Origin of the sequence: Thiosulfatimonas sediminis (assembly GCF_011398355.1) — a bacterium.
In the GTDB taxonomy this organism is placed as follows: Bacteria; Pseudomonadota; Gammaproteobacteria; order Thiomicrospirales; family Thiomicrospiraceae; genus Thiomicrorhabdus; species Thiomicrorhabdus sediminis_A.
Window position 1 is genome coordinate 2,532,416 of sequence record NZ_AP021889.1, and the last position, 24,570, is coordinate 2,556,985.

Sequence of the window (24,570 nt, forward strand, 5' to 3'; positions counted from 1 at the left end):
CAAGATGGTTTCTTGTCGGGGCTTTTAACGTTAAAGGGACAAATAGGTTAAAGATTACGTGCTTTGAGATAAGCAAATTCAGAAACATTCGTCCATTGCATCACCTGCTCTTTAAAAACTTTCTGCGAGCGCCAAACCTTAGCTGACAAAGCATCTGCTTTCGCGCTTTCTTCCACCACTTCTTCCGCAAGTGTCTTCAATGCTTTCAATACATCGTCCGGGAAATGTCGCAACTGCACATTATGCTTGTTGATTAAACTATGCAACGCCTGCTGATTACGCGCGGTATATTCGGCTAACATATCGGCATTCGCCACCTTAATGGCATTGCGCACAATGCTTTGCAAGTCCGCCGGCAACTCGTTAAACGCTTTCTCGTTAATCATACATTCCATGGTCGTACCCGGCTCATGCCAACCTGGCGTGTAATAATATTTCGCTGCTTTATAAAAACCAAACGCTAAATCATTATAAGGACCAACCCATTCGGTCGCATCCAAAGCACCGGATTGCAATGCGGGGAAAAGCTCGCCGCCAGGCATAGTGACTGGAATTCCGCCAGCGCGCTTTAAAACTTCGCCGCCCAATCCCGGAATGCGCATTTTCAATCCTTTCAAATCGGCAACAGATTGAATCTCTTTATTAAACCAACCGCCCATCTGAGTACCAGAGTTCCCACCCGGATTGGGAATCAAGCCAAACGGTTTATAAGCCTCTTCCCATAATTCCATGCCGCCGCCGTAATAAAGCCAAGCATTCATTTCTTGCGCAGTCAAACCAAACGGCACGGATGAAAAAAACGCCGCCGCCGGAATTTTACCGGTCCAATAGTAAGCGCCCGCGTGTCCCAACTGCGCATTACCTTGCGACACCGCATCAAATACCTCAAAAGCGCCAACTAATTCACCGGCTCCATAAACCTTAACCTCAATTCGCCCGCCAGACATTTCAGTAATCAGTTTGGCAATATTGTTCGCACCAGTCCCTAAGCCTGGAAAATTCTTGGGCCATGTAGTGACCATTTTCCACTTATAAATTTGCTGTGGCTGCATACTCGCGGCCGCTACCGCATTGTCCTCATTCGACCCACACGCGGTCAACGCCGTTGCTGCAGATGCACCAGCAAGCGCCCCTAAAAACTCTCTGCGTTTCATGGTAATTACCTTATCTTAAAAATTAGCCACCCCATTTTAAGCAAAAAACTAAGCATGATTAATTTTTTTAACGATAGCCTTGCGCCCTTAATGCAAGCACAAAAACGGCTCACTATAATTAATCCCTACAGAAAACAAGTGTTAAGACCTAGCGCGGCTTAGTGTGGCACAAGATTACGATGCCACAACCTAATTATGAATTTTCAATCAAACCTAGGGTATTCAAAGATGCGACTTCTGCCAAAATTAACGATTAGCTTTCTCTTAATTGGCTTAATTCCGCTGCTCATCTTTGCCGCAATCGCAACCCAGCAGGCAGACCATGGCCTAAAAACCCTAGCCGAACAACAACTCGCCTCAATTCGCGACAACAAAAAAGCCTCCATCGAGCGTTACTTCGAAAGTGTACGGCGCGAAGTCATGACGCTTGCTGACACCCAGGTCATCTTGCAGGCGATGTTTTATCTTCCTAATCAACTCAAAACCTACCAAGCGCTTGCCGCCAATTTAAGCGATGCGCAACGCCAAACGTTACGCCAACAATTAATAGCCAAACTACAAACCGAACTAAACAACCACAATCAAACTGCTGAGCTGCAGGGTTATATACAATCGCTCGACAACACCGCTTTACTGATGCAGCAAGACTATATTTTGGATAACCCAAATAAGCCCGAAAATCGCTGGCAGTTAAACAAAGGGCGCAGCGCGTCTGCCTATCATGCGATTCATGCGTCAATGCAACCGGTCGTCCACAAATTCATTCACAACGCCCATTTTTCCGACCTCTACCTGCTCGACCAAGATTCTGGACGAGTGCTCTATTCGGTCAATAAAAAATTCGACTTTGGCGCCAATCTTCAAGATTTAGCTTGGCAACATAGTGGCTTAGCAAAAGCATGGCGTAAAGGGCAGACTCTCCAAGCCGAACAGACTGGGTTTATTGACTTTAGCCACTCGCTCGCCTCAGGTGATGCACCGGTCGCATTTATGGTCGTTCCAGTGGTATTTGAGCAAAAAGCCATCGGACTTTTGGTCGTCGAGTTTAACTACCAACAACTCAACGCAATCATGAGCGACCGCTCCGGCATGAGTGCCAGCAGCGACACATTTATTATCGGAGCCGACGGTCTGATGCGTACCGACTCAAGTCGCGACCCAGAACATTCAGTGCTGCACTCATTTGACCCAACAAGCAACATGGCACCAGAACACCATGCTTATGCGCTCGCACTGCAAAATCAACATGGCATTCAAGCCGGCACCAGTTTTAAAAATGCGCACATGCTCAGTGCATTCACTCCGGTTAAAATTGAAGACACTGACTGGGTATTGATTGCCGAAATGTCGACCGAAGAAGCCTTTGAAAGTTCTAGTGCTTTACAACAACTCAGTTTATGGATGCTGGCCATCGGTCTAATCTTAATTAGCAGCAGCGCCATTTTGGTCGCCAGAAGCATCTCTCGCCCAATTCATCAGCTGGTCGAGAGTATGAAAAAAGTACAGCAAAGTAGCGATTTCAGCCTTAGGCATCCCGTCCAAGGCAAAGATGAAATTGCCGAAGCCGCACACGCTTTTAACCAATTACTGCTTAGTTTGGACCATGCATTCAAAGAGATTCGCCAAGTGATGCACGCCATGCGAGAGGGCCATTTCCAGCTACGCGTAACCAGCAATTTACAAGGCGATCTACAGCACCTCAAAGAGGACATTAACGGCTCTGCACAAAGCGTAGAACAAACAATGCAAGCACTGTCTAAAGTCATGCTCGGCATTGCCGATGGTGATTTTTCAGTGCGCTTAGACGAGCGCGTACAAGGCGAACTGAAACAACAAGTTGACCAAGCCATGCAGCAGATGGACATCGCGATCCACACTATTAGTGAAGCAATGGAGTTTGCCGCCAAAGGGGTTTTCTCTCACCGCGTCACAGGGCAGTTAAAAGGCGACATGGTGCAACTCAAAACCTCGGTGAATCAATCCTTGGAAGAGATTCAAAATGCGATTGACGAAATCACTCAGGCAGCACAAGCGATGGCGCACGGCGACTTAACGCAAATGATTAATGGGCGCTACGCCGGTGAACTACAAGAACTGCAAGACGCGTTGAACAGCTCAATGCACCATCTGGCAAACATGGTACAAACTATCCGCCAAGCCTCCAACACGGTGTCGCATGGCGCTAATGAAATTTCTGCCGGTAGCCATGACCTCAAGCAACGCACCGAAGAACAGCGCGAATCCTTAGTGCAAACCGCCGAATCAATCGCACAGATGACCCACTCGGTACAAAGTAATTCGCAAAGTGCGCAGAGCGCCTCGCAATTGGCCGAAAATGCCAAACAAAAAACCGCGCAAGGCGTTGAAATCATGCAACAAACGATGACCGCAATGAGTGATATAGAAGCCGCCAGCACTGAAATTCGGGAAATCATCAGCCTTATCGACAGTGTTGCCTTTCAAACGAACTTACTTGCATTGAATGCCGCTGTGGAAGCCGCTCGCGCCGGTGAAGCTGGGCGCGGTTTTGCCGTGGTGGCGGGCGAAGTAAGAAATCTTGCCGGACGTTCGGCGGATGCAGCGAATCAAATTAAACAGCTCATCAACAATACGGTGGAGCATATCCACGGCGGCACCAAATTGGTTAACCAATCAAATGCGTCACTGCAAGAGATCAACCAAGCGATTGAATCGGTAAATGACGTTGTGGCACAAATTAGTCGCGCCACCGCTGAACAGAGCGATGGCATTCACCAAGTCAATCATGTCATTCGCAACATGGACTCAACAACCAACAATAACGCACAACTGGTCACCCTACTCAGCGACCACGCCGCGGATGTTGATCAACAAGCGGCAGACTTGGCGGCAACCGTGGCCGATTTCAAAGTGAAATAGCGCTTCATAGTGATTCATAAAAAGTGCTTATAAAACGCACAAAGCCAGCATTTACGCTGGCTTTGTGTTTTGGACGGAACCGAATCAAACTCGCTAAATCAATCCGCTTTAATCAACCATAACGGCTTTTTGACGCGGATTATAATCGGCCATAAGTTCGGCCATCTGTTCATACAGCGCTCGCTGTTGAGGCGTTTCAGCAGGCGGTGTATAAATTTGCACCACCACATACTGATTACCCGGCTCTTTGCCTAAACCACGCCCTTTGATACGCATTTTGGAACCTGATTGAGTACCGGCAGCGATCGACATCCGCACCGCACCTTGCAGCGTTGGGATATCCACTTTCGCACCTAAGGCCGCTTCCCAAGGGGTAATCGGCAAATCAATATACACATCATTGCCCTCTACCCGAAAATCAGGGTGCTTTTGCAAATTGATTTCAATAATCACATCGCCGTTTGCCCCGCCATTACTGCCTTGATACCCTTTCTCTTTAACGCGAATTTTCTGGTCTTGCAGAACGCCAGCAGGGATGCGTACCTTAATCGGCTTGGTGTCATAGGCATAGCTGCGCGAATCTTTGTTGCCAACTTCAACATTAATGGTACGCTCTGCACCGCTAATGGCTTCTTCCAAAGTCAACATCACTTTAATGTGCTGATCTTCACCCTTGCGTGGTCGCGCTTGACGAGGCCCACCAAAACCGCCACCACCAAACATATCGCCGAAAATATCACCAAAGTCTGCACCACCAAAACCACCTCTACCCGTGTTTTGATAGTCAGAACCAAACTGATCATACATACTGCGCTTTTCCGCATCGCTTAAAGTTTCATAAGCTTCGGAAATCTCCTTAAATTTGGCTTCATTACCGGTCTTTTTATCCGGATGATGCTGAGCGGCCAGTTTACGATAGGCTTTTTTAATTTCCGCATCGCTCGCCGCGCGCGAAACGCCAAGTATTTGATAATAATCTTTACTCATGCAGATGAAATCCTTACTAAATTCGTTTTCTGTGGCAGTTATATAGGCGCACTGCTTGCTTTTCAAGAACAACACGCCGATAAATCCTTAGAATGGCACTTTTATTTGCCACCATGTCACTTTAACGTCATTAAGCGATTCGCCAATCTTGTTAAACTAGTCACCAAATAACCCCTTAATTAAATGAGCGCATGAAGAACCCCTTTATTTTAATCGTACATGGCAAACACAAACTGCTATTTAAGGCAGCGCATGCAAATCGCGCCTACCTGCAAGCAATCGGCGATGCACTGTTGCGCCAAAAAGACAGTAATTTTATTGAGTATCAAATCATCACCGACCAGAATGTGCGGCAGATTTTGACCAGTACTTGACTGGCCCAAACAAAAAAACCGCTAAACTCAAAGATTAGCGGTTTTCATCACAAAGCCTTCCGTTTTTTAAAAATCAACCCGCAGATTGAGTTTCAAATTACGCCCTTGTGCCAAGGTATAACCTTTATAGGTATCCAAGAAATCCACATAAGCGCGGTCAAACAGATTCTCCACCGCAAAATTCAACTGCACCTTTTCTTTACCTTGGGTAGCGATTTGCGCGCTATAACGCAGATTCCACAAAGCATAGCCCTTAGTTGACGCCGTGCCGATGGTCATACCATCAAACTGCGAAAACGGTTCATAAGCACCCGCTGAATCCTTACTGGCGACCAATTTGGTTTCCAGCGTCCATTGCTGCTGTTTTAATGCCTGCCAATCCGCTGCATAAAAACTGTTTTTGACAAACAGATTATTGGCCGGAATCAAAGGTAAGTCACGTGCTTGATTTTGGTCACGACCTTGAATCCACTCCACAGCCAACGCCGATTGGAATCGGCGATTCCAACGATGCTCAAGATTAAATTCCACACCGCGAATTAACGCATCCGTCTGTTCAGCCTGCATTTCTGGAATTAAGCCCGCACCAGGTTCGCTACTGACCGTATTTTCAGTACAAGCACCACTTTCTTGACCCGCTTCACTACAGCGGTAGTTCCCCGTATTCGCCAAATAAATGTAGTTGTCCACCCTATTTTGATAGGCCGTCAGCACCATTTGCGTGGTTCCATTATCCCAACGTAAGGACAGATCGGTATTCAATGCTATTTCCGCCTGCAAATCTGGATTACCGATTTGATAAGCCTGAACGCCGCCATGCTCACCGCCCGCATACAACTCAAAAATACTTGGCGCACGGAAACCGCGTGCGACATTACCAGCCAAACTCCATTCTTCGGTTAAACGATACGTCGCCCCAAGCGAACCCGACCAAACGGCAAAATCACGCGTATTGTTCGTCCCGTCAAACACCCCGGCTTCAACAAAATGTTCATTGTTGCCATCCAATGGCGCAGCCACTTTATGCCAATCGTAACGCGCGCCAAACTGCACTAACCAACGCTCATAATCCGCTTCTTCAAACAGATAAACCGCCTGTTTATCAACATCGGCGCTAGGGGTTAAATGCCCGCTCAACAAACGCTGTTCTTTACGCGTCACTTCAACCCCAATCTCGCCCTCGAAATCACCGATATTCGGGTGTTCAGCGGCCAATTTCCAGTCATGACGGACCACTTGCAAATCCAGATAATGATCAGTACCTTTGTCCTCGGCCATGCTCTCATACGGTAAATCATGCGATGCCTCGCGGTCATTCACGGTATAGACCCAGCTCGGTTTGATAACCCAGTCGTCAGCAAACACTTCAGCCGCCAGTTGCGTCTCTTGGTTTTCCAAAATCTGACCTGCCGCTAAAGGCTCAAATTCACCACCATCTTCTGATTCAACGCCCAAATAGTTTTGCTTAGATCGCCAAACAGAATGACGCAAGGTCACTTGCCCCCAGTCTTCGCGATAACCTAAACCGATATTCGCCGCACGCGTTTGAAAATTGGTAAACGGCACTTCACCGATAAACAGCGGGCGGCTGTCTGGCGCAGGACTTCCCCCTGGATTAGGCACGGGATTTACCGCCGTAGCGGCAAATGGCACGCGGTAGTTATCGCCCTTACGCATCGAGGCGCCAACGGTTAGCGCAAACTTATCACTGCCAGACCCCATTTTCACGCCCAAATGGGTTTCGTTATTATTACTGTTGTACTCGATATCCGCTTCGCCTTGCGCCGCTTGCGAAAAAGGCATTTGTGGCGCTAGAACATTGACCACACCGCCCAAAGCCTCAGAACCATAAAGAACACTTTGCGGCCCACGAATCACTTCAATACGCTCTGCCAAATACGGATCAATGTTCGGCAAGTGACGCGTGCCGTAAGCTTGATAATCCGTACTTGCTCCATTCGACAGCACCTTAACGCGCTCGCCGGTCATTCCTCGAATCACCGGTTTACCGGACTGTGCTCCTGCCGATAAATTATTCACCCCCGGCATATTCGCCAGCATCTCCCCGAGCGAGCCACTTTCTAGCTGCGCTTTGGCTTGACCACTAACACTGTCCACTTGCGATGGCACGTCAAAGACTTCGTGTTGATGAATCGGCGAGGCCGACACAGTGATTTTTTCTAAAACGGTTGTTTCTTGGGCATAAGCCACCGACAGCGGAGCACCGCAGGCTACGGTCAGTGCCAGCGTTAATTTATTTAATCGCATCATTTCTGTTTTCCACAGGTTAAGCTTTTCGCGATACCGCAGCATCACAAAAAAAATTTCTAAAAGGCTTTAAAACGGTTTTAAACAGAAATAGACGGCGGAGCGCGACTTTGGAAGGCGGCATAAACCGCTAAAGGTGGAACGAAACGATAAACCGGCTGAACATCGACCGGCATTGAAAACTTGGATAGCGCAACAGTAAAGGAAGGCGAATCCACTCGTGGATCAGCGGCTTTTTCAAGCACATCACATAACTGAGTATGTTCATGAAATGGATGAATTTCAGCGTGCAGTAAGGCAATCGTCTGCGCCGCTAAAAACAACGCTAAAGCGACTAACCAAGTGGCGTAACGCAGACGAATATGCCCAACCTGCCGCCACGGATTACCCGGCGCCTGGTTAAGCATTAATAAGCGTATAGGGTTCTGAACATTCATCATCGCGGCAATTATAACCAATTATTGAACCGCATCGAGCAGTTGTTCAATCCGCTTTAAATGATGCTCAGCCATCCAATCCGTCGCGCCAAATAAGGCATAACGAACTTGACCATGCGCATCGATGAGATAACTACTCGGATAAGCAAAAACCTGCCAATCCTTGACCGCTTCTCCATGCGGGTCCAGCAGAATCGGAAAATTAAGCGGATGTTGCTTGGCAAATTCAGCAATCGCTTGTGGCGATTCGCCAAGATTAACCGCCAAAATCTCAAATGGTTTTCCTTGCAAACTTTGTTTAAGCATCGCCATCGACGGCATTTCATGTACACACGGCGGACACCAACTGGCCCAGAAATTCAACAGCACGACTTTACCCAACTGAGCCTCCAAGTCGATGCGCTCCCCAGTTAAGGTTTGTAGCGCCAGCGGCAAATTTTGCTTACCTTGATAGGCTTGCAACTGCAACGAACGCTGCGCTTTTGGCTGCGCCACCACACTTGCCTGCCGCAATTGACGAGCTTGTGCCAGATAGGGAAGCTGCCAACGCATCGCTTCCAGCAAACGAGCGCTTAAGCCTTCCGCCATCTGTTTTTCCAGAGTCACGGCATCCGGCCGAAAATAAAAACGATCGCGCACTGCCGGCAATAATTGGATAAACACATCGCTTCCCTGTTGTGCCAAGCCCTGCTGTAATTCCGGCAAACGCCAACGCAGCGAGGTTAATTCGCCCTGCACCACCGATATGGGTAGATTCGCATTCGTCACTTGTGGCCAAAATTCGGCTGGCTTACCCGGCTCAGGGGTATTCAAATACAAATTGGGGTTAAGCAATAATAAACCGATAAAACGCGTTGCTGTGTCTAACTGTCTGTTCTCAAGTGCCTTTAATGCTAAAACACCCGCTTTATTCGGCGCAACTAACCAAAGCGGTAAATCCAGGTGTTGCATATCCGCGATTAAAGCACCAATCCAATCAACAGGAATTTGCTCAAAGGCACTCGGCGTAGGCGCTAAAAATAAAGGCTCATAAGGATTGATTAAGGTGACTGCAATACCCTTTTGCGCCAATTGGTGCGCTAATTTACGCTCTTCTTCAAGTAAGCCATATTCAGACGGCACCCATAGAATTTGGGCACGCACTTCGCTCATAGGCTGCGCTCGATGCAGCGGAATTTCGACTTCGCCAATCGCAAAAACCGATTGCTGCCATTCCACCGCTTGCGCCCAAACGCTCTGATTGACCAACCACAGACAACACAAAACCAACCAATGAATGCTTTTTTTCATCTATTTCTTTGCCTTAATCAATCCATCTAGCTGTAATCTCTGACGCGCATCAAACAATCGTCGTGCCGCCATTTCAACGGCTATCATCGTCCCTGCAGCGGTTGATGTTGCAATCAATAGCATAATCATAATTTGGTATTTAACCGCTTCAACCGGGTCAGCACCGGCCAGAATTTGACCCGTCATCATCCCCGGCAAAGAGATAATTCCAGCAGCAACCAGCATATTAATCACCGGAATCATCGCCGCGTGCAAGCTCTGTTGTTTAATAAACCTCATCGACTCTTTGGCGCTGTATCCCAAGGCGATAGGACACTGCGGTATCGAGCAAACCGGTATTGCTGGCGCTTGGCAATTTCGTAACCGGCGGCGAGCAGCATAATCAAGCCGACCAGAGCCACCCACAGCGGGTTATCGGCGTTAAATACCCAACTCAGCCAAACCCCCATCAAAGACAACTGTGCCACGGTACGAATGTTTGCCCAATAATACTGTCCGACATGGCTAAAACCGTGCAACCACAAGACTATCCCCATCAGCATGACCAAGAGCGACAAAATGGCCAAATCCCAATAGCTGATTAAAATCATTTCCGTCTGCATCGCTTAAGCCTCCAGCGTATAAAGTGCCTCGATCGAGCAACAATAAGTTGGGCAGGCAAGACGTTCACGTTGAGCAATATCGTGACTGATCCAGATGGCCGCGGCTTGCTGTTGCTGCAAATAGGCCTGAACCAACTGCTCTACTTGCAAGGTACTGACGGGATCCAAATTCGCACTGGTCTCATCCAACAACAGTATCTTGGGCTTAAATTGCAGACCGCGCAATAAGGCTAAACGTTGCTTTTCACCGCTCGATAATTGATCAATCTGCGCGTGCAAAATACTCTGCGGCAAGCCTATTTGAGCCAAGTCTTGCGCGCTCGGTGTCTGCTCGAAATGCTCGACAACGGTATCTAGCCACCAAGCGGTTTCAGCTGGGAAATACATCACTTGCCGACGCCATTGCGGCGCTCCCATTTTGGCGCAATCCTGCTGCTGTAAAATCGCTGTCCCATGGTGGTCGATTAAATCCGCGATCGCTTTAAGCAAACGCGACTTACCGCTGCCGGACGGACCAAACAGCAACCAGAGCTGACCCGCATCAATTTGCCAAGACACGGGTTTGCGCATACCCGGTGTATGTAAATCAGAAATCGTGAAAAAACTGTCCATCGTTAGGCGTCAAACCTCCATATCGCTGACTGATCGGTTGAAATCAATGGCGATTTATTTTGCGTCTGCTTAGGTTCTTCTCTCTAAACGGGCGTAAGCCATCACCAACCATTTGGAGCCAAACTCACTAAAGTTCACTTGAATCCGCGCGTGTTCGCCACTGCCTTCATAGTTCAGCACAATGCCATCACCAAACTTAGCATGACTAACGCGATCGCCAACCGTATAACCGGTTTCATTCACCCGACTGGCACTGTTCATTTGTTGACTCGGTTGCACCTTGCCGCTTAAACGTACTTCATGCAAACATTCTGGCGGAATCTCTTTAATAAAACGCGACATCATCGGGAAAAATTCCGTGCCATGCAAACGACGACGTTGTGCATGAGTAATAATCAACTGCTTTTCGGCTCGGGTAATACCAACATAAGCCAAACGGCGTTCTTCTTCTAAGCGCGATGCATCTTCCTGCGATTGTTGCGATGGGAACAAGCCTTCTTCAACCCCAACCATAAAGACCAATGGAAACTCCAAACCTTTCGCCGAGTGCAATGTCATCAGCTGCACGCAAGATTCCCACGCATCCGCTTGCTGCTCACCCGCTTCTAAAGCCGACTGTGCCAAAAAAGCCTCCAAGGTATTTTCTTCCGGTTGCGCTAAATTGATGGTGCCGTCATACTGTGCCGCATCATCATCCGCCATCATCACCGCTTGCTCGGAATTGATAGCGCTAGCCTGTTGCTGCTTGGCGCGATTGTCAAATTGCGCAGCGGCGCTGATTAATTCATCCAAGTTCTCTAAACGACCTTGTCCTTGTTCAGAGTTATCTTTTTCAAAATGCGTTTGTAAACCGGATAGAGCAATGGTTTTAATGAACTGCTGCTCTAAGTCTTGTTCAAATAACACCACGCCAAGCTGCTCGATGAGTTCAACAAACCCTTGCACAGAGGTCTTCGCTCGCGCTTTCAAAGAGTGTTCAAGCAACGCCTGCGTCGCTTGCCATAATGAAATTTGCTGATCCCGCGCCACTTGACGAATCGCATCGGCGGTTTTTTGACCAATACCACGCGGCGGATGGTTATAAACACGCTCAAAGGCCGCATCATCATCACGATTGACCACCAAACGCAGATAAGCCAAGACATCTTTAATTTCCGCACGGTCATAGAAACGTAATCCGCCGTACACGCGATAGGGAATTTGCGCTTGCATCAGCGCCTGTTCCATCATCCGCGACTGCGCATTCGAACGGTAAAGTATCGCAATGTCATCGCGCTTGCCGCCAAACTCAAGCCATTTTTCAATCTGCGCAGTAACATAACGGGCCTCGTCAAATTCATTAAAGGCTTCGTACAATAAAATTGGATCACCTTCGGCACCAGCACTCCATAATTGTTTGCCCATCCGTGAGTCATTATTGGCGATTAAGGCATTGGCGGCTTTGAGAATGGTGCCGGTAGAGCGGTAATTCTGCTCCAAACGAACCAACTTAGTATTGGCAAAATCCCGATCAAACTGGCGGATATTCTCCACCTTCGCGCCACGCCAGCCGTAAATCGACTGGTCGTCATCACCCACCACAAACAATTTGCCGGTAGCGCCCGCCAAAACACGCAACCATGCGTACTGTAATGTATTGGTGTCTTGAAATTCATCGACCAGAATATGTCGATAACGTGCTTGATAGTGCGCCAAAATATGCGGTTTTTTTAGCCACAACTCATGCGCGCGCAGTAATAATTCCGCAAAATCGACCAGACCACCACGCTGACAAATCTCTTCATAGGCTTGATAAATTTGCACCAGTTTGGCGACATAAGGGTTATGTCCAACGTCGATATGATGCGGACGACGTCCTTCTTCTTTTTCGCCGTTAATAAACGACTGGACCTGTTTTACTGGCCATTGCGTTTCATCCAGTTCCAACGATTTCATTAAACGCTTTAGGACACGCTTTTGATCATCCGCGTCAAGAATTTGGAAACTATTAGGTAGCCCAACATCTTGATGATGTTGACGTAAAATGCGGTAAGCGATGCCGTGGAAAGTCCCCATAGTCAACCCATTGGCCTGTTGCCCAATCAGGTTTTCGATGCGTCCACGCATTTCACTGGCCGCTTTATTGGTAAAGGTCACCGCCAACACATTATAAGGTGAATACCCCAGCACTTGTGTTAGCCAAGCGATGCGATGCACCAATACGCGGGTTTTACCACTGCCGGCGCCGGCGAGTATCAAACCGTGATTTTCATCCAGCGTCACCGCTTGGCGTTGCGCCTCGTTCAAACCCTCTATAATATGTGAAATATCCATCCGCGCCCTTATCCATCCTTCGCTTTTAAGCAACCCAAAACAAATCCTCACTAAAACCAATCGAGACTTATTCTGCACCGCCTTAAATCTGTTACTAAAATCAACTTAACTCAAAATAATAGCCCATATCCTACGCGAATTTGATTTTTTTTGCCCTTGTTAGTCTGGTGTCTTAACGCAAGGTTTTAGGATGCAACTCAGGCCAGAGCAAAACGCCGCCACGCCTACCTCCGTCAAATAAAAACCCTTTTCGTGGGCTGAACAGATACTTTTCGCCGTTGCAGATTTTCACACCTTGTTTAAAATTATTTATCTTGCAATTTAAAATTAATTAATGTAATAATTAACGGATTCGAAATTTCAATGATTTAAAGACGGTTTATTAACACTCGTTTTTAAATCCAAAATAGTCAATTCAGACAAAAGCTCCGCACTACTTCCCCCCAATCCAACAAAAACATAAATTTGTGGGTCAGGTGTATTTGCATAAGGGGCTACACAAAACAGAAGGAGAAACCATGATTTCTACAAGCGACGCGAACTTTGAAGCGGAAGTGCTACAATCTGACGTACCAGTATTAGTTGATTTTTGGGCCGAATGGTGTGGCCCTTGTAAGATGATTGCGCCGATTCTAGACGAAATCGCTGGCGAATTTGAAGGCCGTGTTAAGGTTGCTAAATTAAACATCGATGAAAATTCAACAACACCACCTAAATATGGTGTTCGCGGCATCCCTACACTTATGCTGTTCAAAAACGGTGAAGTGGATGCAACCCAAGTTGGCGCACTTTCTAAGTCGCAGCTGGTCAATTTCCTTAACGATAACCTTTAATTTCTGACAGCTTCCAAGCCGGCCTGTTTTGGCGGTTTGGGAGTAAACCCCTCCACGAACTCTTCTATTTTATTCACTATCAGCTACGGCTGCTCCTCACAGCTAATGCCTTTAACTCAATCGAACATAGACCTATGCATTTATTAGATTTAAAAAAACGTTCCGCCGCAGAATTAATTGAGTTAGCCAACTCAATGGAGCTGGAAAACCTTGCTCGCTTACGTAAGCAAGACATGATTTTTGCGATTTTAAAAGCGCATTCAAAAAATGGTGAAGACATATACGGTGAAGGGGTTCTGGAAATCCTGCCGGATGGTTTCGGCTTCCTGCGCACCGAAGACAGTTCTTACCTTGCCGGCCCAGATGACCTTTATGTCTCGCCAAGCCAAATTCGTCGTTTCGGCCTGCGTAAAGGCGACACCATTCAGGGTAAAATCCGCCCTCCAAAAGAGAGCGAACGTTATTTCGCGCTATTGAAAGTTGAAAAAATCAACTTTGAAGACCCAGAAGTGGCACGTAAAAAAATCGCTTTCGAAAACCTAACCCCGCTGCACGCCAATAAGCGTCTGCGCATGGAATTAGGCAATGGCTCTACCGAAGACATTACTTCGCGAATTATCGACATCGCGGCACCTTTTGGTAAAGGGCAACGTGGCTTAATTGTCGCCCCGCCAAAATCAGGTAAAACCGTGATTTTGCAACAGATGGCTCAATCAATCGCCGAGAACTATCCAGATTGCTATTTAATTGTGCTACTGATTGACGAGCGTCCGGAAGAAGTTACCGAGATGCAACGCACCGTCAAAGGCGAAGTCATTTCGTCAACCTTTGATGAGCCAGCGGCGCGTCACGTGCAAGTTGCCGAGATGGTCATCGAAAAAGCCAAGCGTTTGGTAGAACACAAAACGGATGTCATTATCCTACTGGACTCAATTACCCGTTTGGCGCGTGCTTACAATACGGTAACGCCGGCTTCAGGTAAAATTCTGTCCGGTGGTGTGGATGCCAATGCCCTTCACCGACCAAAACGCTTCTTTGGTGCCGCGCGTAATATCGAGGAAGGCGGTTCACTTACCATTATCGCTACCGCCTTGATTGAAACCGGTTCGAAAATGGACGAGGTTATCTTTGAAGAATTTAAAGGAACCGGCAACATGGAACTGCATCTGTCACGCAGCATTGCAGAAAAACGCACCTTCCCAGCGATTAACATTACCAAGTCTGGTACACGTAAGGAAGAATTGCTGACGGAACAAGAAGAGTATCAAAACATTTGGGTTTTACGTCGCTTTATGAGTGGTATGAACGAAGTCGAGGCGATTGAAACCTTAATCGATCAGATGAAGGTTACCAAAACCAACAGCGAGTTATTCGGCGCAATGAAACGCTAACCCATTGATTACTTGCCAATAAATCCACAAAAGAAACTTGCAATTATGGATTGAATCCCTATAATGCACGTTTCTTTCGAAAGTTAACAATATTATTAATGGACCGTCATTATGAAAGCAGACATTCATCCGGAATATAAAGACGTAGTTTTTCAAGACATCTCAACGGGTGAGGTTTTCCTAACTCGTTCAACACTTGAAAAAACTTCTGGCGAAACCATTACTCTAGACGGTAACGATTATCCGCTAGTACGTATTGAAGTTTCTAGCGCTTCTCACCCATTCTACACTGGTCAACAAACTATCGTTGATACGGAAGGTCGTGTTGAGAAGTTCAAACAAAAGTACGGTCGTCGTCGTTAATCAACGACTCGCTGCTTCTTTTGCTAAAAACGCGGTTTATGCCGCGTTTTTTTATGGCCAAAATTCAGCAAAACTTATTTCAGTAGGTGGCAAATTAAACAAAACCTGCTTAAATATAAAAATATTTCTGAATTAAGGTCATCCATGAAAACCATTTTTGTCCTACTCACTGCGATGTTCTTTTCCCACAGCGCGTCGGCGGCTGAGCAAAATTGCAGTAATTTCAAACCGGATTTATGGGTCGATGCGCAGTACGCCATTAACGGTTCGACCATTATCATCCAAAATCAGCGCGTACATCTTATCGGTCTATATGCACCGCAAATCGAGCGTACCTATAAGTTACACACCCCTGGCGAACCTCTCGCGAAACAAGCACAAAATCATTTAAACACCTTACTGGCCAACAATGACTTAAAAATCGGGATTGTGTATGACCAAACACGAGCCAATAAAAACCGTGTCCAGCAAGCGCATATTTTCTTTAAAGACGGCAGCAATCTTAACCAATTGATGATTCGCGCAGGCTATGCCATCAACCGAACCGAAAACGACAATCTGCGTTATGCCGACTGTTACTATGCGGCTGAACAAGAAGCGCGCAATCAAGGTTATCAACTTTGGGATCAGCTGCAAAAAAATCCACAAAGTCACTTTCCTCTGGTCAAAAGCTCTGAAATTGTGACCGAAGACCAAGGCTTTCGAATCGTGCAAGGCGAAATCAAAGAAGTGCTAAAAAATGGCAATTTCTATATGCTCAACTTCGACACTACCGGCATCCGCATCCCCAAGCGTGTTTGGGATAAATTTGACTATCAAAAACTCAAAGCCCTTCAAGGCCAAACAGTCGAAGTTCGCGGTTACAACTACCTTTACAAAGGGCATATGTATATGCTGGTTGACCATCCTTACGCCTTTAATGTTTTTAACCCCCTCAACAAAGATTAATTCCGCAATAAAAAATCTTAATCACTTATTCAGGCTTAGCGCGCGCCTAAAGTTTTGTAAAGAATGTCCTTTCGGCTAAAATAGTCCGATTTGCAAAATTCCATAGACTAAAAGGGCCGAGCCATGGCAGAACTACAGAACGATCGCTTTTTACGTGCTTTATTAAGAGAACCGGTTGACCGCACGCCGGTTTGGATGATGCGTCAAGCAGGTCGTTATCTACCAGAATACCGCGCTACTCGTGGGCAAGCTGGCTCTTTCATGGATTTATGCCGTAATGCCGAACTGGCTTGTGAAGTCACCCTACAGCCGCTGGAACGCTACCCGCTGGACGCAGCGATTCTATTTTCCGACATCCTAACCATTCCAGATGCAATGGGATTGGGCTTGCGTTTTGAAACCGGCGAAGGGCCTGTTTTCGATAAACCGATTCGCAGCATGGCAGATGCCAAAAAACTGTATGTACCGGATATGGGTTCAGACCTACAATACGTGATGAACGCAGTTAGCACCATTCGCAAAAACCTCAACGGACGCGTACCACTCATCGGCTTCTCCGGTAGCCCTTGGACACTCGCGACTTACATGGTTGAAGGCGGTTCATCAAAAACCTTCTCGAAAGTCAAAGCGATGATGTACGACCAACCAGCCACACTGCACCATATTTTGGACGTGCTGGCCGACTCGGTTATCCAATACCTCAATGCACAAATCGAAGCCGGCGCACAAGCGGTACAAATTTTCGATACTTGGGGCGGCGTATTGACTCCGCGCGACTACAAAGAATTTTCGCTACAGTACATGCACAAAATTGTTGACGGTCTAAAACGTGAAAACGATGGCCGTAAAGTGCCGGTGATTCTATTCACTAAAGGCGGCGGTCAATGGCTGGAAGAGATGGCGGCAACCGGCTGTGATGCGCTTGGTTTAGACTGGACAACCGATATCGACGTAGCACGCGCTCGCGTTGGTGATAAAGTCGCGCTACAAGGTAACATGGATCCATCTATGCTATACGCGTCACCAGAACGTATCCGTCAAGAAGTCGGTTATATTCTAGAAAAATTCGGTAAGGGCTCTGGTCATGTGTTTAACCTTGGTCACGGCATTCATCCGGAAGTGGATCCGGAACACGCAGGTGCTTTCATCAAAGCGGTGACAGAGTTATCTGGTCAGTATCACGCTTAAGATTTTCCAAATCTTAGAGATAAAAAACGCCCGAAGGATCATTCCAACGGGCGTTTTTTATTAGTCACAAAACTTAGTCGCAGTTATTTTAGTAGCTGTGCTTTTTTATTATTAAACTCTTGTTCGGTGATAGCGCCTTCCAGCTTTAACTTGTGTAACTTTTCGAGTTCATCAACGGAACTATGACTATTTACAACCACTTTCTCCACGCGTTTATCGCCAACCAATGCCCAAATAAGGGCAACGACCCATCCAATTCCCCACAATAATCCAAGCACAATATTAATGACAATGATCGCTACCTTATTGTCACAATCTCTATTTACCGCAATAATTGTTGGTAGGAAAAAGATAAATATGAAAAACAGAATTGCCAAAAAACCAATAAATGCTTCCATCTCTAAACCTTTTATAAAATTTGTATCAATGCCTGAGTTTCAAATACCAAATCACAAGGCTTTAAATTCATCCGGCATATCAATGTCTTCATCATTGAATAGGAACTTCTGCATCTCTTCTTGTAGGAAGCTACGCGCTTTTGGATCAAGGCTGGACAAGCGATATTCGTTAATTAGAATGGTTTGCTGAGCAAGCCACTGTTTCCACGCCTCTTTAGAAACGCTGTTGTAGATTTTTTCACCAAGCTCGCCCGGAAACGGCATAAAGTCCAAACCGTCAAGTTCTTCACCTAATTTTGCACACTGTACTTTTCGAGACATCGTCGTTCTCCTATCCAATTTAGTAATCTTGTAATTGCTTAACCAACTTTTGCACGGGCGCAGGCACACCGAGTTTTTCATCCAACAAATCACTCATCGCAACCCAGCGTCCTAGTGGCTTAGCGCCTGTGTATTCGCGGCTTGGTTCAGCAATGCCGGGTGAAAACTGCGCGAAGACCGGGGTAATATCCAGATGATAATGCGAAAAGGTATGTCTAAATGGCTGCCATTTTAACAAACTTACCGCACAACTTAACTGGCTTTGCGCTCTGTCGACACATTCTTGCCAAGTTTGCAGTTCAGGAAAAGACCAAAGACCACCCCAAATCCCAGTTTGCGGCCGCGCTTCAAGCCACAAAGCCCCATCCTCGTGCTGCAACATCAGCAGATAGACCTGTTTAACTGGTTTCTCTTTTTTCGGTTTCTTTATCGGAAAATCTGCCACGCGATTTTGTGCCAAGGCTTGGCAACCCTGAGCCACCGGACAGAGCGCACATTGCGGTTTGGAGCGCGTACAAAGCGTCGCCCCCAAATCCATGATCGCCTGTGTATAGTCAGCAAAACGCTCGGGCGGCGTCAACTGCTCCGCTTTTTCCCACAACCAATTTTCAGTCTGCTTTTCACCTGCCCAGGTTTCAACCGCATAAAAACGCCCCAAAACACGTTTCACATTACCATCCAAAATCGGCTGACGCACAGCGCAGGCAATCGACAGAATCGCCCCCGCAGTAGAGCGCCCGATTCCCGGCAATGCGACCATTTGTGCCAAGCTTGTCGGAAACTCACCGCCGAAATCAGCGACAATGATCTGAGCGGCCTTATGTAAATTCCGCCCACGCGCGTAATAACCTAAACCGCCCCAGTGCGCTAACACGTCCTCTTGACTGGCTTGCGCCAAATCCTGCACTGTCGGAAACGCGTTCATAAATTTCTGATAATAGGGAATCACCGTGCTCACTTGTGTCTGTTGCAACATGATTTCCGAAACCCATACTCGGTACGGATTCAATTGCTGTTGCCACGGCAAATCATGGCGACCATAATCATCAAACCACGCTAATAATCTTTGGTAGAACTGTTCCGGCGACAAACTCACAGCCAATCCCCTGCTTACATTTGGGCTATAATGCGCCAATTAAAAAAGCCATATTGTAAAACAGCTTAACCACAAAAGCGTTACTTAGGAATTGAGCATGAGCGATCACAGCCAAGACAAGCCAACCGATTTAACTTCTGATAACATCAACAACCACTCTGATGAGACAACTTTGCCTGAAAAATACAACACCCGTATTCGCAGCTTTGCCTTACGCCAAGGGCGGTTAACTGCCTCACAAGAACGTGCACTGGAAGATTTCTGGCCAAGGTTCGGCTTAGAGGTCAAGATGGGGTTACTGGATTTCAGCCACGTTTTCGCACGTCAAGCGCCGACCATTGTCGAAATCGGTTTTGGTATGGGCAAAAGCCTGGCTGAGATGGCCGAGGCCAACCCACAGAATAATTACATCGGCATCGAAGTCCATAAACCCGGCGTTGGCGCACTGCTCCGCTTAATCGATGATAAACAGCTACAGAATGTGCGCGTCTTTAACCATGACGCGATTGAAGTGCTTGAGCAGTGCATCCCGCTTAACTCGCTGGATGGGGTTTATCTGTTCTTTCCAGATCCATGGCACAAAAAACGCCACCACAAACGCCGCATCCTACAAGCCCCTTTTGCAACCAATATTGCTAAGCACCTAAAAATCGGCGGCCAGTTCCACATGGCAACCGACTGGGAAAACTATGCCGAGCACATGATGGAAGTCATGAGTAGTCTTACAAACTACCGCAATATAAGCGGCATAGGACAGTTCACTGCGCGTCCGGATTATCGCCCGCTGACCAAGTTTGAAGCACGCGGCCACCGTTTAGGACATGGCGTTTGGGATTTAATTTTCGAACGCATTTAAAGGCGCTCTTGCAGCATAAAAAAACCGCCACAAGAAAAATTCTTTGGCGGTTTTTTAGTTTCTCAACCCTCGTTCTTAGCGGCCGTCTTGCTTTAACAGCATCTCCGCCTGATAAGGCTTAATTTCAATCTGATGATTACGCCACTGCCATTGGTAATCGCCGTTCACGCTTTGCCATTGCGGATCATTTTGCTGCGCCAGTGGTAAGGCTAAATGCTTTGCCCACATGGGTAAATTCAATTTATTCGCGCTTAACTCACCTTGCAAATCTAAAACAGCGCCAAACGTGCCTGTAAAATTGGTCTGCACCTCACCATTCAAGCCCACTAACTTCAACTGTTCCATCTGAATGCGCTTTTTCTGAAGATTCAATTTCATCACCGCGCCCTTGGTGGTCAAATGCACCTGCGGCGTTGCCAACTCTTTTTTCAAAGCAATTTGCAATAATCCCTGCCAATCGCTGAACTTAAAGTCCTGCAACTGTGGGTCAATTTCTAACTGGGTTGTAATGTTGGCATGGATCGTACGTGGTGACAAACTGTGATGATAGGCAAAATCGGCGCGCAACTGAAACGACTGATTAGGCTGAAGATCCAGCGCAAGCAGATTTACCTGGCTTAACTGCACATTAAAGTTCTCTTGTTGGTCGTCTAATTGCAGTAGTGCATCGGTTAACACCAAGCTTTGCAAATGCCAAGGCAAATCCTCCGTAAGCGCGTGCGCGCTGCCAACAAACGGACTAGCCAAAGGATTTTGCGAGCCATGCATCGCTTGCTGAGCTGACGGCAACAGAGGGATTAACCGCGACAGCTGCGGCAAATCCGACCAATTATCTTTTCCGGCCGCATTACGTAACAAATGCAACTGCGGCTCGACCAATTCAACACTCAAGACTTGCAAGCGCTTGCTCAATAACAACGGCCACATCGACAGCTCTATTTCTACTTGTTTAACCGTTAGCTGCGGTTTATCGTTCGCAAAACCTTTTGGTTGCGCCAAAATCGATTTACCGACAGACAGCGCAAACGGCATAACCGACACGTCAATACTGCCCTCAATCTTAAAATCGCGGCCGGTGTAATCCGCTACTTCTTTTTCAATTTGCGGCTTATAGCCATTAAAATCGATAAAGCTGATCGCACCGACAAACGCCAAGAAAATCAGCAGAGGGATAATCGCTAAAATCAAAACCAAGCGTTTAATCCATTTTTTGGTTGCTGCCATATTGCTCCCCTAATCCGGCTTCTTATAAAAAGGCGCTAACGACATTATTTAAATACACTTTGCCACGAGGCGTAAGCGACAAATGTTCGTTATCAAGCACAATCCACTGCTGCGCTTGCAGTTTTTCCAAATAAGGCGCTATCCGCGACCGCTCTAAACCGGTACGTTGGGTAAATAAACGTAAATCAAAACCGTCTTGTAAACGTAACGCATTGAGCATAAATTCAAAAACAATCTCCTGCTCGTCTACCTCGGTAGTACGTCCAAACTGCCCCGCCTGAACACCTTGCACATAGCCCCCCGGTGAGGCCGGCATTTGAGTACGTAAAACCTGTCCTTGAGGCGCAATGGTAATTTTGCCGTGCGCCCCTGCGCCCAAACCAAGGTAATCACCAAACTTCCAATAGTTAAGGTTATGTTGCGACTGCTTACCCGCCTGCGCAAAAGCTGAGACTTCATAATGCTGATAACCCGCTTGCACCAATATTTTCTGACACGCTTCCTGCATCTCCCAAGCGGCATCATCATTCGGTAATGGCGGCGGCTGTTTGAAAAATGGCGTGTTCGGCTCTAAGGTCAATTGATAATGAGAGATATGCGACGGATAAAACGCCAAAGCCTGCTCAACATCGGCAATGGCTTGCGCTAAAGTTTGCTGTGGTAAAGCGAACATTAAATCCAAATTAAAATTATCGAAACCTGCGTCTTGCGCGGCTTGAATCGCTAACTTCGCTTCCGCAGCAGAGTGAATCCGCCCAAGCGCCTTGAGTTTTTCATCGTCAAAACTTTGAATCCCCATCGACAAACGGTTGATTCCCACCTTGCGGAACATGGCGAACTTTTCAAAATCGACGGTTCCCGGATTGGCTTCCAGTGTTATTTCAATTTGCGGATTAAACCCTAAAAGCGCTCGCGCCTGCGACAAAAAATGAGTAATTCCCTGTTCCGAAAACAAGCTTGGCGTGCCACCACCAAAAAAAATACTTTTAATTGGCCGACCCCAAATTTGCGGCAAGGTCTGTTCCAACTGCTTGAGCATGGCATCAACATAAGCGGCTTCGTCTACCGTATGTTTAAGGGTGTGCGAATTAAAATCGCAATACGGGCATTTTTGAATGCACCACGGATAATGCACATACAGACTTAACGGTAGCGGTTGAGAAAATTGCACACCAAGCTCCTAAGCAGCGTCTTCTTGCAGACGCTTGAATTGTTTACGGGTAATCACAAAAAGCCATAAAATCACAGCACTGAATAACATTAACGCTTGGGCGCTGGCCATCAAAAACAAACTATCCTGAACCAAAGGCACCAACATTGCGGCGACCAATCCGGCCATACCCATCTGCACCAAACTCTGCAAAGAAGCGGCCATACCACGCCGAGTCGGCAAACAATCCAACCCAAGAATACTTAAACCCGGATTCGCCAAAGCAAAACCAAAAGCATACAGCAACAGCGGCGCAATCACCCAAAATGGTTGCTGCCAATGCCACGCTTGCAAAGTCACATTGCTGATCACCGCCAAAAAACTGGCAAATAACGCAAATTGAATCAATTTAGCGGCAGTAAAGCGATGCGCCACACGGTGCGACAACCAAGAGCCAAGCAAAATGCCGCTGACCATCGGCAAAAATAACACCCAGAAATCCTGTTCCTGCAACTGTAAATGATCAAAAATCACACTTGCCGAGGCCGCCACATACACAAAAAAACCACCAATCAGCAAGCCTTGTAACAACACCAAAGGCAAGAAAACGGGATGCGCCAAACTCTGCCAATAAGCGGTTAACAAAGAACGTGGATGAATCGACTGGACCGCTTCCGGCGCCAAGGTTTCCGTCACTTTCCAGCCAAACAAGCCCCACACCAACAAGGCGTAAATTGCCAAAAAGTAAAACACGGCACGCCAACCGAGATGCACTTCCAACCAACCACCAATAATCGGGGCGATTGCTGGCGCAAGCGTGAACAACATCATCACCAGCGAAATCGCTTTCTGCGCCTCATGGCCGCGAAAATAATCACGAATCATCGCCCGACTTGCCACAACACTACCAGCCGCCATCACCCCCTGCAAAGCACGACCGATTAACAACCAGTGATAATCTTGCGCCAAGGCGCACAATAAGGATGCCAACAGATAACCGCTTAGGCTAAGTAACACCACTTTACGCCGCCCAAAACGGTCCGATAAAGGCCCCCAAAACAGAGTTGCGAAAGCAAAAAAACCTAAGTAAATCGACAGGCTTTGGGTCAACCAAGCACGGCTAACCCCTAAATCGGCTTCAATCGCCGGAAAAGAGGGCAGATAGGTGTCAATCGTGAAAGGCGCCAGCATACTGATAATCGCCACCATGGAAATTAACCAGATTGGTGACATCAATTTTGTTTGACTGGCACTTGGCAACTTATGCACCGCGATGCAGCTGCATTAAAAGGGCATTTAATGCTTGCGCACGGTGGCTAACTTGATTTTTTTCCGCTTTGCTTAATTCCGCCGCACTTTTGGCAAACTCATCCAACCAAAAAATCGGATCATAACCAAAACCGCCATCACCGCGTTTAGTGCGCAAAATTTCGCCATACCAGCGCCCTAAACCGATAATTGGCGTCGGGTCTTGCGCGTGCGCCACATAGGCCATCGCACAGTAGTAACTGGCCTGACGCTCACCCTCTGGCACAGAATCCATCTCGCGTAACAGTTTTTGTAAATTGCTTTCATCGGTGACCTGTGTCACTTCACCGGCAGAAAAACGTGCCGAATAAATGCCTGGTTTGCCCTGCAAAGCAGTGACCTCAATTCCCGAATCATCCGCAATCGCCGGCAAGCCACTTTTGGCGGCGGCAAAACGCGCTTTAAGAATCGCATTTTCAATAAAACTCAAGCCGGTCTCATCGGCTTCCTCTGTAAAAAAAGCGCTTTGCGGAACGACATCAAAGCCATAAGGAGCGAGAATCTCCCCCATTTCTTTAAGTTTACCGGCATTGCCACTGGCTAAAACCACTCGCTGCAT

24 protein-coding genes are annotated in these 24,570 nt (G+C 47.2%); 8 read left to right on the forward strand and 16 right to left on the reverse strand.

Annotation, left to right across the window (positions count from 1 at the left end):
* Positions 1-47: 47 nt before the first annotated feature.
* On the reverse strand, positions 48-1,154 hold the full coding sequence (locus tag HRR27_RS11900; RefSeq protein WP_173274059.1) for a TRAP transporter substrate-binding protein: 1,107 nt from the start codon (positions 1,152-1,154) through the stop codon (positions 48-50).
* Between the two features lie 228 nt (positions 1,155-1,382).
* Between HRR27_RS11900 and HRR27_RS11905 the strand changes: the two genes are divergently transcribed.
* The gene (locus HRR27_RS11905; RefSeq protein WP_173274060.1) at positions 1,383-4,052 is read left to right on the forward strand and encodes a methyl-accepting chemotaxis protein; all 2,670 of its coding nucleotides are present in this window, start codon (positions 1,383-1,385) and stop codon (positions 4,050-4,052) included.
* Positions 4,053-4,160: 108 nt separating this feature from the next.
* On the opposite strand, the gene HRR27_RS11910 is transcribed toward HRR27_RS11905, so the two are convergent.
* On the reverse strand, positions 4,161-5,039 hold the full coding sequence (locus HRR27_RS11910; RefSeq protein ID WP_173274061.1) for a DnaJ C-terminal domain-containing protein: 879 nt from the start codon (positions 5,037-5,039) through the stop codon (positions 4,161-4,163).
* A 191-nt stretch (positions 5,040-5,230) separates the two neighbouring features.
* Here HRR27_RS11910 and HRR27_RS11915 point away from each other — a divergent pair, with 191 nt between their 5' ends.
* The gene (locus HRR27_RS11915) at positions 5,231-5,413 is read left to right on the forward strand and encodes a hypothetical protein (RefSeq protein WP_173274062.1); all 183 of its coding nucleotides are present in this window, start codon (positions 5,231-5,233) and stop codon (positions 5,411-5,413) included.
* 66 nt (positions 5,414-5,479) lie between these two features.
* On the opposite strand, the gene HRR27_RS11920 is transcribed toward HRR27_RS11915, so the two are convergent.
* From HRR27_RS11920 to uvrD, 7 genes are all read right to left on the reverse strand, one after another.
* Positions 5,480-7,684, reverse strand: a complete 2,205-nt coding sequence (locus HRR27_RS11920; RefSeq protein ID WP_243830840.1) for a TonB-dependent receptor — start codon at positions 7,682-7,684, stop codon at positions 5,480-5,482.
* Between the two features lie 77 nt (positions 7,685-7,761).
* Entirely contained in the window at positions 7,762-8,088 is a 327-nt protein-coding gene (locus HRR27_RS11925; protein ID WP_173274063.1) for a hypothetical protein, read from the reverse strand.
* A 51-nt stretch (positions 8,089-8,139) separates the two neighbouring features.
* Entirely contained in the window at positions 8,140-9,408 is a 1,269-nt protein-coding gene (locus HRR27_RS11930) for a TlpA disulfide reductase family protein (RefSeq protein WP_173274064.1), read from the reverse strand.
* Complete coding sequence (locus HRR27_RS12875; RefSeq protein WP_243830841.1) at positions 9,409-9,687, reverse strand: ABC transporter permease; 279 nt, start codon at positions 9,685-9,687, stop codon at positions 9,409-9,411.
* On the reverse strand, positions 9,684-10,010 hold the full coding sequence (locus tag HRR27_RS12880; protein WP_243830842.1) for an ABC transporter permease: 327 nt from the start codon (positions 10,008-10,010) through the stop codon (positions 9,684-9,686). Before HRR27_RS12880 ends, HRR27_RS12875 begins: the two co-directional genes overlap by 4 nt.
* A 3-nt stretch (positions 10,011-10,013) precedes the next feature.
* A complete protein-coding gene (locus HRR27_RS11940) occupies positions 10,014-10,622 on the reverse strand; it encodes an ABC transporter ATP-binding protein (RefSeq protein ID WP_243830843.1) in 609 nt (202 codons plus the stop codon).
* 69 nt (positions 10,623-10,691) lie between these two features.
* Positions 10,692-12,935: a DNA helicase II gene (gene uvrD, locus HRR27_RS11945; RefSeq protein ID WP_173274065.1), complete on the reverse strand. Its 2,244-nt coding sequence runs from the start codon at positions 12,933-12,935 to the stop codon at positions 10,692-10,694.
* A gap of 518 nt (positions 12,936-13,453) precedes the next feature.
* Here uvrD and trxA point away from each other — a divergent pair.
* From trxA to hemE, 5 genes are all read left to right on the forward strand, one after another.
* Positions 13,454-13,768, forward strand: coding sequence for a thioredoxin TrxA (gene trxA, locus HRR27_RS11950; protein WP_173274066.1), 315 nt, complete (start codon positions 13,454-13,456; stop codon positions 13,766-13,768).
* A gap of 134 nt (positions 13,769-13,902) precedes the next feature.
* A complete protein-coding gene (rho, locus tag HRR27_RS11955) occupies positions 13,903-15,159 on the forward strand; it encodes a transcription termination factor Rho (RefSeq protein ID WP_173274067.1) in 1,257 nt (418 codons plus the stop codon).
* A 111-nt stretch (positions 15,160-15,270) separates the two neighbouring features.
* Positions 15,271-15,522, forward strand: coding sequence for a type B 50S ribosomal protein L31 (locus HRR27_RS11960; protein WP_173274068.1), 252 nt, complete (start codon positions 15,271-15,273; stop codon positions 15,520-15,522).
* A gap of 144 nt (positions 15,523-15,666) precedes the next feature.
* A complete protein-coding gene (locus tag HRR27_RS11965; RefSeq protein WP_173274069.1) occupies positions 15,667-16,470 on the forward strand; it encodes a thermonuclease family protein in 804 nt (267 codons plus the stop codon).
* A 123-nt stretch (positions 16,471-16,593) separates the two neighbouring features.
* A complete protein-coding gene (gene hemE / locus HRR27_RS11970) occupies positions 16,594-17,658 on the forward strand; it encodes a uroporphyrinogen decarboxylase (RefSeq protein WP_173274070.1) in 1,065 nt (354 codons plus the stop codon).
* 83 nt (positions 17,659-17,741) lie between these two features.
* Here hemE and HRR27_RS11975 read toward each other — a convergent pair whose 3' ends face one another.
* The 3 genes from HRR27_RS11975 to mutY are packed head-to-tail and all read right to left on the reverse strand — an operon-like array spanning position 17,742 to position 19,473.
* A complete protein-coding gene (locus tag HRR27_RS11975) occupies positions 17,742-18,056 on the reverse strand; it encodes a superinfection immunity protein (RefSeq protein ID WP_197905412.1) in 315 nt (104 codons plus the stop codon).
* Positions 18,057-18,107: 51 nt separating this feature from the next.
* Entirely contained in the window at positions 18,108-18,377 is a 270-nt protein-coding gene (locus HRR27_RS11980; protein WP_173274071.1) for an oxidative damage protection protein, read from the reverse strand.
* A gap of 19 nt (positions 18,378-18,396) precedes the next feature.
* A complete protein-coding gene (gene mutY, locus HRR27_RS11985; RefSeq protein WP_243830844.1) occupies positions 18,397-19,473 on the reverse strand; it encodes an A/G-specific adenine glycosylase in 1,077 nt (358 codons plus the stop codon).
* A 97-nt stretch (positions 19,474-19,570) separates the two neighbouring features.
* Between mutY and trmB the strand changes: the two genes are divergently transcribed.
* A complete protein-coding gene (gene trmB / locus HRR27_RS11990; RefSeq protein WP_173274072.1) occupies positions 19,571-20,329 on the forward strand; it encodes a tRNA (guanosine(46)-N7)-methyltransferase TrmB in 759 nt (252 codons plus the stop codon).
* A 75-nt stretch (positions 20,330-20,404) separates the two neighbouring features.
* On the opposite strand, the gene HRR27_RS11995 is transcribed toward trmB, so the two are convergent.
* Genes HRR27_RS11995 through rdgB form a run of 4 tightly spaced genes read right to left on the reverse strand, consistent with a single transcriptional unit; the run spans position 20,405 to position 24,570 of the window.
* Positions 20,405-21,553 (reverse strand): AsmA family protein, encoded by a 1,149-nt coding sequence (locus HRR27_RS11995; RefSeq protein WP_173274073.1) that lies wholly within the window; start codon positions 21,551-21,553, stop codon positions 20,405-20,407.
* 22 nt (positions 21,554-21,575) lie between these two features.
* Positions 21,576-22,724, reverse strand: a complete 1,149-nt coding sequence (gene hemW / locus HRR27_RS12000; RefSeq protein ID WP_173274074.1) for a radical SAM family heme chaperone HemW — start codon at positions 22,722-22,724, stop codon at positions 21,576-21,578.
* Positions 22,725-22,733: 9 nt separating this feature from the next.
* The gene (locus HRR27_RS12005; RefSeq protein WP_173274075.1) at positions 22,734-23,936 is read right to left on the reverse strand and encodes a multidrug effflux MFS transporter; all 1,203 of its coding nucleotides are present in this window, start codon (positions 23,934-23,936) and stop codon (positions 22,734-22,736) included.
* 28 nt (positions 23,937-23,964) lie between these two features.
* Entirely contained in the window at positions 23,965-24,570 is a 606-nt protein-coding gene (gene rdgB / locus HRR27_RS12010) for an RdgB/HAM1 family non-canonical purine NTP pyrophosphatase (RefSeq protein WP_173274076.1), read from the reverse strand.